This window comes from Sphingopyxis sp. BSNA05 (assembly GCF_013265645.1).
GTDB lineage: Bacteria > Pseudomonadota > Alphaproteobacteria > Sphingomonadales > Sphingomonadaceae > Parasphingorhabdus.
Genome location: NZ_PYIA01000007.1, coordinates 1 through 9,889 on the forward strand (window position 1 = coordinate 1; position 9,889 = coordinate 9,889).

The window sequence follows — 9,889 nt, forward strand, 5'->3', positions numbered from 1 at the left end:
GTTCGAAAACGGTTTCAGAATGGCTGCAGGACTGGGGCTGACCGGCGAAACCACTCCGGAAACGATCGCCGAACGCAAGGCACTGCTGCGAAAATTCAGGGCCCTGTCCCGGCGGATGGAAAAATCCCGGCTCGAACTGCTTGTTCTGGCCGACAAGATATTTGAATGATCGCGCTGTCGAAAGGACACGATTGATGACCGAGCAGAGCAATATAAACCAGCTGAGTGCACAGGATGCACAATTTCTCTACATCCAGTCCGCCACCAATCTCACCCATGTCATGGCGGTTTATATCTATGATCCGTCCACCGCTCCCGGCGGTAAGGTAAGGTTCAAGGACATAATCGAACATATGCGCAAAAGGATGGACATCTCACCGATGTTCAAACGGAAATTATATCGTCTGCCGCTGGATATCGATCATCCCTACTGGGTGGAGGACGAGCATTTCGATCTCGAAGCGCATATTTCGCACAGTCGTTTGCCGGAACCAGGCGACTGGCGGCAATTCTGTATCCACGTCGCGCGCCATCACAGCAAGCCGCTGGATATGAACCGGCCGCTCTGGGACATGTATGTGCTGGAAGGTCTGGATAATATTCCCGGCTATGCCAAGGGCAGCTATGCTATTTTGACGCGGATCCATCATTCGACCATCGATGGTGTGTCCGGCGCCCATTTCTTTGCGGCCATCTCCGACAAGGACCCCCACGGGACCCCAGCGATACCCTTGCCCAAGGGCAAAACCCAGGCCAATGCCCTGCCGACAACCGCCGAAATCCTGAACCGCGCGATCAACAGTACCGTCACGTCTCCGGTTAAACTGACCCAGGCGCTGATGAAATTTGCGCCGGCCCTGCTTTCATCGGCGCAAAAAATCTGACGGGCAGCGCCGACAAGACGGAGTCCGGCGTTCCCAAAACCCGCTTCAACGCTGCTGTTACGCCGCATAAAATGTTCGATGCGATCACCTTCGATCTCGACGAACTGAAAAAATGCGCCTCAAAGCACCTGAGTCGACGATCAATGATGTGGTGCTGGCGATCTGCAGCGGGGCTTTGCGCCATTATCTAACCAAGCATAAGGAACTGCCCGAAGAATCCTTGGTTGCGGTCGCTCCGGTCAATGCGCGCAGCCGGTCCGGCGATGAATCCAATCCCGGTAACAATATTTCGGCGATGACGATCAAGATCTGGTCGAATATCGCGGATCCGCTCGAGCGGCTGGCGGCAATCCGCGATACCACCCGCGAAACCAAGGCGGCAAAGTCCGGCCTGAGTGCGCGGATCATGACCGATCTGTCGAAACATATTCCCGGCGTGACTATGGCCGGTGTTTCGCGGATATTGACCGACGAACGCTTCGCTCCGAAAATGAGCAACCTCATGGTTTCCAACGTTCCCGGCCCGCAGATCCAGCTCTATATGAACGGTGCCAAGCTAACCCATCAATATGGTCTGGCACCGCTGGCGCATGGGATGGGCCTGTTCATTGCCACTCCGAGCTACAACGGAACGATCTCTTTCAGTATCATCTCGGACCGAAAGATAATGCCTGATGTTGAGTTTTTCAGGGAATGCCTGCAAAAGGCTTTCAATGAACTGCGCGATGCGAAGCCGAGCGAGGTTGTCAAACAACCCAAGAAGGCCAGCAAGGTACCCGAAAAACCGCCCGTTTCTGCCGATGGTTCGGTAATGTACCGACGGGTGACAAAAAAGCCGCGGACGGTTGCGGCAAAACCGGCCGGTCGCGGCAAACCGAAAGTGAATTAGGGAGCGGATTGTTTATATGTCGCACGATCAACGGGCGATGCGCGATACCATGCGTAATTTTGGTGAAAGAGTGAACCGAATATGATCCTGAACACGACTTTGAAGATGGAAAAGGCGATGGCCCAGGCCAAAAGCTATTCCGAATGGTCGAAGGCCGCGAAAGCGCACGACAAGTCCACCGGAGTCGACATATGGAAGGCGTCAGATGAAAGTAAGCATTTTGATCACGCTTCCATCCGCCGCCGACTGAAGCGCCTTTCCAAGCTCTGGAAAGAGCAGGACAATGCAGGCCTACTATATGCTTTGAACGAGGGCATTCACGGCAATATGGATGGCATGGGGCACGCCCGGCTCCATCAGAAGGCCAAATTCGGTACTAAGCAGTTGATCCAGGATTATGTCGACGCGATCGCCAATTCGCTGGAATATCTGGCGAGCGACAAGGTTACCGACATTCCGTTCGAGGAAAAACTCGATTTCTTCCGCCGGGCGCAGCATTGCTACGGACGGTCCGCATTTTTGATGAGCGGCTCCGGAGCCTATCTCTATTTTCACGTTGGCGTGGCCAAGGCTCTCTGGGAAGAGGGCCTGTTGCCCGATATCATGTCGGGATCCAGCGGTGGATCGGTCGTCGGTGCGCTGATCAGTACGCACACGGACAAGGATATACCGCCATTTTTCAAACCGGAAAATTTGATCGTCGGACCTGAAAATGAAGATGACGGCGGTTTCATGGGAGGCCCAAGCCGGATGCGGGCCGACGAAATCCGGCAGCGTCTGTCGGATCTTTTGCCCGACCTTACCTTTCAGGAAGCATATGAGCTTACCGGTCGTCATCTGAATGTCTCGATTGCCCCGGCAGAGAAACATCAGACCTCGCGTCTGCTCAATGCCATTGCATCGCCTAATGTCTTCATTCGCGAGGCGGTTCTGGCGTCCTGTGCGGTTCCGGGCATTTACCCGCCCGTGACGCTGGCGGCAAAAGACCATCGCGGCGAGCGGATTCCCTATCTGCCCAACCGGAAATGGGTCGACGGGTCGGTCACTCACGATTTGCCGGTCAAAAGACTGGCCCGGCTTTATGGCGTCAATCACCATATCGTCAGCCAGGCCAATCCGCTGGTCACGCCGTTCGCGACAGATGTCAGCCACACGCGCAATCCGCTTTCGTCAATCCGCAACGCCTCGACCGCGACAATGAAGGCATGGCTCAACGCCAATGTGGAAATCATGCAGAAGCCGCTGTCCTATTTTCCGCGCTTGAACAGCATGGCGAATATGGCGCTTTCGGTAATCAATCAGGATTATACCGGTGATATCAATATCATCCGCCCGACCATGTTCTGGAGCCCGTCCAAGCTGCTGAGCAATTTGCCGGTCGAGGATATCGCCGAATTGATCCAGCTTGGAGAGCGGACGACCTGGCCGAAAATCGAAATGGTCCGGACCCAGACCAAAATCAGCCAGACGCTTGACCGGATATTGTTCGAATATGAAAATGAGCTGGCACACGATCACGAACTGGTAGTGAAAAGGAAAATCGCTTGATCCATGAAAACGGGATGCTGACGCTTGCACCGGGTTCCAAGGCGGCCGGCGCAAAACTATTCTGGCAGAAATGGTTGCCGGACAATGATCCCAAGGCGATCATTTTGCTAGTGCACGGTTATGCCGAGCATAGTGGGCGCTATCAGTATTTTGCCGAGCATTGCGTGGGCAAAGGCTATGCGGTTTTTGCTTTGGATCACTGGGGGCATGGGAAATCGGATGGCACAGCCGGTTTTGTCCCCGATTTTTCGGTTTTCAGGGACGGTGTTGATCGGCTGCTCGCCCAGGCGAAGCAGGATTTTTCCGACTTGCCGATCATGCTTGTCGGGCACAGTATGGGCGGACTGATCAGCGCGACCTATCTACTCATCGAACAGGAAAAATTCGCTGCCTGCGTACTTTCCGGCCCGGCGATCCAGGCGGCCGAGGAACCATCCGCAGCGCTCAAGGCGATCAGCGGTTTTCTGTCGCGCTTCTTTCCCAAGCTCGGCGTGCTTGAGCTCGACCCGAACGGCGTCAGTCGCGATCCGGAGGTTGTAGCCGACTACCTCGCCGATCCTCTTGTCTACAATGGCAAGATGGGGGCAAGGCTTGCAGCAGAGATGCTTGCCAATATGACCATGGTCCAGGAGAATGCCGGACGAATTTCCTTGCCCATGCTACTGCTTCACGGAGGACAGGACAGTCTGGCCGGGGTGGCAGGTTCGGAATTTCTGGTTCGCCATATTTCCTCGAGCGAGAAACAGCTGAAAATCTATCCCGAACTGTTTCACGAAATTTTCAATGAACCGGAAAAAGACAGCGTTCTGAACGACATGACCGACTGGTTGGACAAACAACTGGCGGCGGGAGGAGCGTAACATGGAAGCAGTTGAAATTTTTCTGACCGTACTCGGCATCTTGATGGTGTCGCTGCTGGCGCTCTATGTGCTGTTCCCGCGTACTCTATACGGCTTCCTGCGCAACGGTTTGCGAAGAAAAGGCAAGCTGACAGCAAAGTCTATCAAAGTGGGCAATCTTATCTGGCCCTATCTCGAAGGGGGGCCGGCTGATGGTGAGCCTCTGGTTCTTCTGCACGGCTTTGGCGGAGACAAGGATAACTGGGCAATATATGCACCGGAAATCGTCGGAAAATACCGCCTGATAGCACCGGACCTTCCGGGATTTGGCGAGAATATTCGCGATATCGCCCATGATTACGACATGGCAACACAGGCGGCCCGTGTACGGGACTTTCTGGACGCCATGGGAATAGAAAAATGCCATATCGGCGGCAACAGTATGGGCGGTTTCGTCTCCCTGCGCTTTGCCTTGGATTATCCCGAGCGATTGCTGTCTATGACGCTGTTCAACAATGCCGGCGTCATTGGTGCCAATGAAAGCAAGCTGCAAAAAGAGGCCCAGTCGGGCAAAAATCCGCTGGAAATCCACAGTCCGGACGATGTGAAACGGATGCTCGCCTTTGTCGCGCACAAACCGATGAAAGTCCCCGGAAAGTTTCGCAAGATTTTCTACGAGGATTTCGCTGTCCATCGCGAACTGCTCGACAAGATTTTCTGGACTCTGGTCGAAGATGGTACCGCAAAACCGCTGAATGACCAGCTCGGGCAGGTAAAGGCACCGACACTCATCATCTGGGGCCGTCACGACCAGTTGATTGACGTCAGCTGTGTCGATGTGCTGGAAAACGGAATTCCCAATGCCGAATCCGTGGTCTTTGAGGAAGTGGGTCATATCCCCATGATCGAAAACCCGAAGGGTACCGCGAAGCGGCATCTCGAGTTTCTTGCAAAATACTGAAATTCCCTTCAGTTTAGACAGGATGGGCTCCCGCTAGAGGAGTCGCCGACGGAGGGTATATATGGAATTGAAAGTTGGATTGCTCGGCGGCGGCTCTTGGGGAACCACGGTTGCGTCGCTGGTTTCGCGCAACGCGCCGATAAAAATCTGGGCGCGCGATTCCGAAACCGTCAGCGATATCAACGATAATCATTGCAACAGCAAATATTTGCCCGACATAAAATTGCCACCTGCTTTGACCGCAACATCGGAAATCGGCGAGGCCGTGTCAGGCGCAGATGTCCTGGTGATGGGGATACCCTCCAACAATTTTCGCACGGTACTCGAAGAGGCGAAGCAATATTTGAGGCCCTGGGTTCCGGTCATCAGCCTTACCAAGGGACTGGAACTGGCGACCAGCAAGCGGATGACAGAGGTGATCGAAGAAGTTCTGCCGGGGCATCCGGTCGGCGTCTTGACCGGTCCCAATCTTGCTCGTGAAATCATGGCGGGGCAGGCGGCCGCCAGTGTGATCTCGATGGAAGATGAGATTATCGTCAAACAGCTGCAGCAGCTTTTCCACTCCGGGCTGTTCCGCGTTTACACCAATACCGACCTGCTGGGTTGCGAATTGGGCGGCGTGCTCAAGAATATCATAGCCATCGCTGTCGGTATGGGCGATGGGCTGGGAGCCGGCGACAATACGCGTTCGGCTCTGATCACCAGAGGGCTCGCCGAAATCACGCGGCTAGGCGTTGCCATGGGCGGCAAACCCGAAACATTCTCTGGTCTCACCGGCATGGGGGACATGATCGCCACTTGCACCAGTCCGCTGAGCCGCAACCGCCACGTCGGCGTCGAGCTTGGCAAGGGTCGTCATATCGACGAAATCATCGACGAAATGCACATGGTCGCGGAGGGTGTGAAAAGCGCGCCGACGGTGATCGCATTGGCGAAAAATACGGGGTCGAAATGCCGATCGCGGAGGATGTTTTCGAAGTCACCAAGGCAACCGGTCTGCCGTTCGCGCCTTTCGTGGACTGGTCAACCAATCTGCCGGAGCAGAATCCGACGCGGGTTGAAGTTTCGTGCCTTCAAAGGTGCCGAAACAGGCGAATTCGAGATGAAAATCGCTTGCAGGCGGGGCGGATATTTGCCTTGTCTCGTCGGATGTTAACCAATTACATGGGAATTTTATCGCTCAAATGACTCAAAGATAAGAAAATTTTTGAGTCAATTAAGCATGTTACCCAATCTTCTCGGTTTCACTTGCATTGAAATGGGGCATGTCATAAAATTTTACATATTAGGCAAAGAGTTTTGTTAGGCTGAGTATCGTCGAACATCTTGCCGGATATGGAGTATATTATGGACTTTCGCAGTCGCGCAGCCAACGAGTTGGATCGTAATTTGACGATCGAGGCGAATGATATGCTGGTCCAGACGCCCCCTATTTCCGAACCCGATATCTTCTCCAAACAGTTTCGCGAAATCGACCTGAGATTCGATCGGTCCGACGAAATATTCTGGTGCTATATGAACCAGAAATCGCGCCCCAGTTACACCTATGAACTGGGCGAGGAAATTCAGCAGGTTCAGGACTGGATCCATTCCACCTACGCGATCAACGGGACCAAGGCGGCCGATCCGTTACGCTATTTTGTCGCCGCTTCGCATACGCCCGGCATCTACAATCTGGGCGGTGATCTGAAGCATTTTGCGGATTGCATCCGTCGTCGCGACCTCGGCGCGTTGAAAAAATACGCCCGGACCTGTGTACATATGCAATATGAGAATAGCACCGCCTTTGGCGCACCGATCATCACAATGGCCCTCGTGCAGGGTGATGCTCTGGGCGGCGGTTTTGAACACGCCCTGGCGTTCGACATATTGGTGGCCGAGAAAAGCGCGCGACTGGGATTGCCGGAAATTCTCTTCAATCTCTTTCCCGGAATGGGGGCCTATAGTTTCCTGCGTCAGCGTCTCAGCCGGAAGGAAACCGAGCGGTTCATTCTCGAAGGGAAATTATACACCGGCGCCGAACTTTATGACATGGGCGTGGTGGATATCCTGGCGGACGACGGAATGGGCGAAGCCGCAATCGTCGAATATACCAAGGAAAACCGCAAACGCTTTCACGCCGAAAGGGCCGTCTATCGGGCCCGGAAAATCGCCAACCCGGTAAGTCTGGAAGAATTGCTCGAAATCACCGATACTTGGGCGGAAACCGCACTCTATCTGGGAGATGCGGACGTTCGCAAGATGGAGCGGCTGGCATCGGCGCAGGATCGGCGCATATTGCGGTCGCTACGGGCGGTCTGACAATCAGCTAGATTTGTGCGGCCTGTCCGGCCTGCGCATGCTCGGCACCGGCAGCCAGCTTCGTATCAAGATAGGCGCGAATATCAGCGACCTGCTGTTCAATCTTGGACAGATATTCCTGACGTCTCTCCAGAAAGTCCGGTTCGGCAATCACCTCCAGTTTCGAGCATGTTTCGACGAGATAGCTTGCGCCGACATTGGAGGCGCCGCTCTTGAAGGCATGGGCGTGAAAACGGAAATCATCGACAGATCCATCCTCGACCGATTTGCGGAAGGCAACGAGGATCTCGCCGGTATCCTCCAGATAGGCTTCGATGATTGATCTGACAAAGGCTTCGTCACCGATCGACAGCAGATAATCGAGCTGCGTCGGATCAACGGCCGGTGGCTCGGGCCGCCGCAATTTGCTGTCGAAACTGCTGACCACGCCGAGCGGGTCCGCATATGTGTCAACGGCTTGTGCTTCGGTCCTGCTGCCCGTCTGGGAGGTGATAACCTCTATCAGTTCGGTGGCTTCGATCGGCTTGGTAATTCTCAGGTCCATGCCGGCATCGAGACATTTCTTTTCAGTTTCCTCGGTCGAATCCGCCGTCAAGCCGATGATCGGGACATGTTTCCGCGGCCCTTCGATCTGGCGCCACAGGCGGCAGCATTCGATACCACCCATGATTGGCATGTTCACATCCAGGAAAACAATTTCGAAATTTCCCTGTTCGAGCTGTTCGAGCGCTTCCTCTCCGTCAGCCACCACGGTGACCTCGTGTCCGACATTGGACAAGATCGTTTCGAGGACCATCTGGTTAGTCCGATTGTCATCGGCAACCAGCACGCGAACCGGTTTGACCTGGGCTGGCTCGATGTTCGGCGTGGATTCCGGATGTTGCCGCGGGCCGGACCCGACAAAGGAACAGCCAATTTGCACGGCGCTGCGGATCGCGCTGAACTCCGATCCTGGCGGAAGCAGAGTGGCGAAAGCAGCGCGCAACTGGATGTCCTTGAGTGTTTTCTCCTTGCCCTCGGCCAGCAAAACCGGGGGCAGCTGGGCTGCGCGGAACGCAGACCAGAGAGGGGACTGGTCGTCCTGATTGCTCGCAATGGCCTCGTCCAGCAGGGCAATGTCGTAGAGATCGAGATCGAGCTGACTGATAATCTCTTCGATATCATCTGGCCCGTAGCACTGGATATGATCAATCCTGACGGGCTGGTTCTTGTCCTTGCAGATGCTCGGTGCGTCGATCTTCTGGGAGAGAGACAGGATACGGATGGCGTCGTCGTCACTGCTTTGGGGTTCCGCCTCAAGGACATCGACCGGGAAGGACAGGGTGAAAATACTGCCTTTCCCCGGATCGCTCTCCAGGGAAATATCGCCACCCATTTGATTGGCAAGCTTTTGGCAGATCGCCAGTCCCAGACCGGTACCGCCGAATTCGTTCGCAATCGTGTCATTTGCCTGCTGGAAGACGTCGAATATTTTCTGCTGCTCTTCTTTCGCAATGCCGGGTCCGGTGTCGGTTACGGAAACCCACATTTCGTCCTGACCAGCTGTGGATACAAATCCGCAGCGCAAGGTAACCGAACCGGAATTGGTGAATTTCACCGCGTTACTGGTCAGGTTGATAAGGATGTTGCGAACGTAATCCAGTTGGCCCGAGATCAGCTGGTTGCTGCTCGGTTCGGCCTGCAGGTTGATCTCCAGGCCCTTGTCGTCGGCGGCGATCTGCATGATGTCGCGGACCTCGGAAAGAAGATCGACGAGAGAAAAGGTTTTCGGATCGGGCAGCTCATCCCGCGATTCCGACTGGGCGAAATTCAGCAGCTGGTTGATCAGGTGGAGCAGGTGGCGTCCGGCGGATACGCTGGTCGCGATCATCTGGTGCTGTTTTTCCGGCAGCTGCATCTCCAGCAGGTGCGTGCCATAACCGATGATGGCATTCAACGGGGTGCGCAATTCATGGCTGATGCTGGCGAGAAACAGGCTCTTGGCTTTGTTGGCAGCTTCGGCCTCTTCTTTCGCCTGGGATATCTTGGTGATCAGCGTCGAGCAATAGGCCGGGATCACCAGCAGCCCGATCAGCAGGCCGATCGAAAGGGATGAGTTGTTCCGCCAGAAGTCCACGGTATAGATGGCCCAGCCAAACGCCATCGCGGCCATCACGGACGCTATGAACAGCCAGAAAATGCCGAAGCGGAAGCCATTGCCGAGAATGACCCAGAGAAAAAGCGGATATCCCGCCGCGACGCTTTCTCCTCCGACCTGAAACAGGAAGGCTCCGACGCCAAAGTCCGTGCAAAGCCCGAGAAAACGCCTCAAGCTTGAGGGTTTTCGGTGCATCCGATAGGCGACGGCAATGGCGACACTGAGGATGAAATAGACGCTGAAACCGACGATGAGGCCTGGTGTGGCACCCAGCATGACACAGACCGACCATCCCAGAATGACCAGGATGATCCGGTTCTTGATCATCTC

Annotated in this window: 8 protein-coding genes; 7 read left to right on the top strand and 1 reads right to left on the bottom strand. The window is 54.9% G+C overall.

The genetic code is table 11. From position 1 onward, the window contains the following. Positions 1–194: 194 nt before the first annotated feature. From C8024_RS20655 to C8024_RS00785, 7 genes are all read left to right on the top strand, one after another. Complete coding sequence (locus C8024_RS20655) at positions 195–884, top strand: wax ester/triacylglycerol synthase domain-containing protein (protein WP_254305433.1); 690 nt, start codon at positions 195–197, stop codon at positions 882–884. Positions 885–996: 112 nt separating this feature from the next. Further along, positions 997–1,773 (top strand): WS/DGAT domain-containing protein, encoded by a 777-nt coding sequence (locus tag C8024_RS20660; RefSeq protein WP_254305434.1) that lies wholly within the window; start codon positions 997–999, stop codon positions 1,771–1,773. Positions 1,774–1,854: 81 nt separating this feature from the next. After that, positions 1,855–3,321 carry a DUF3336 domain-containing protein gene (locus tag C8024_RS00765; RefSeq protein WP_173202591.1) on the top strand — a complete coding sequence of 489 codons (1,467 nt, stop codon included), beginning with the start codon at positions 1,855–1,857 and terminating at the stop codon, positions 3,319–3,321. Beyond that, positions 3,318–4,181 carry an alpha/beta hydrolase gene (locus C8024_RS00770; protein WP_254305435.1) on the top strand — a complete coding sequence of 288 codons (864 nt, stop codon included), beginning with the start codon at positions 3,318–3,320 and terminating at the stop codon, positions 4,179–4,181. The genes C8024_RS00765 and C8024_RS00770 overlap by 4 nt, the downstream gene beginning before the upstream one ends. Before the next feature lies 1 nt (position 4,182). After that, positions 4,183–5,121, top strand: coding sequence for an alpha/beta fold hydrolase (locus tag C8024_RS00775; protein ID WP_173202592.1), 939 nt, complete (start codon positions 4,183–4,185; stop codon positions 5,119–5,121). A 61-nt stretch (positions 5,122–5,182) separates the two neighbouring features. After that, on the top strand, positions 5,183–6,277 hold the full coding sequence (locus C8024_RS00780) for an NAD(P)H-dependent glycerol-3-phosphate dehydrogenase (protein WP_254305436.1): 1,095 nt from the start codon (positions 5,183–5,185) through the stop codon (positions 6,275–6,277). A gap of 191 nt (positions 6,278–6,468) precedes the next feature. Beyond that, positions 6,469–7,422, top strand: coding sequence for a crotonase/enoyl-CoA hydratase family protein (locus C8024_RS00785; RefSeq protein ID WP_164089266.1), 954 nt, complete (start codon positions 6,469–6,471; stop codon positions 7,420–7,422). Between the two features lie 7 nt (positions 7,423–7,429). On the opposite strand, the gene C8024_RS00790 is transcribed toward C8024_RS00785, so the two are convergent. Then, a partial coding sequence (locus C8024_RS00790; RefSeq protein WP_173202593.1) for an ATP-binding protein occupies positions 7,430–9,889 on the bottom strand: 2,460 nt, incomplete at its 5' end.

Bases quoted from the DNA above. Each gene is read 5' to 3' on its own strand.
- C8024_RS00785 (WP_164089266.1), top strand. From the start codon at position 6,469: ATGGACTTTCGCAGTCGCGCAGCCAACGAGTTGGATCGTAATTTGACG.
- C8024_RS00765 (WP_173202591.1), top strand. From the start codon at position 1,855: ATGATCCTGAACACGACTTTGAAGATGGAAAAGGCGATGGCCCAGGCC.
- C8024_RS00775 (WP_173202592.1), top strand. From the start codon at position 4,183: ATGGAAGCAGTTGAAATTTTTCTGACCGTACTCGGCATCTTGATGGTG.
- C8024_RS20660 (WP_254305434.1), top strand. From the start codon at position 997: ATGCGCCTCAAAGCACCTGAGTCGACGATCAATGATGTGGTGCTGGCG.
- C8024_RS20655 (WP_254305433.1), top strand. From the start codon at position 195: ATGACCGAGCAGAGCAATATAAACCAGCTGAGTGCACAGGATGCACAA.
- C8024_RS00780 (WP_254305436.1), top strand. From the start codon at position 5,183: ATGGAATTGAAAGTTGGATTGCTCGGCGGCGGCTCTTGGGGAACCACG.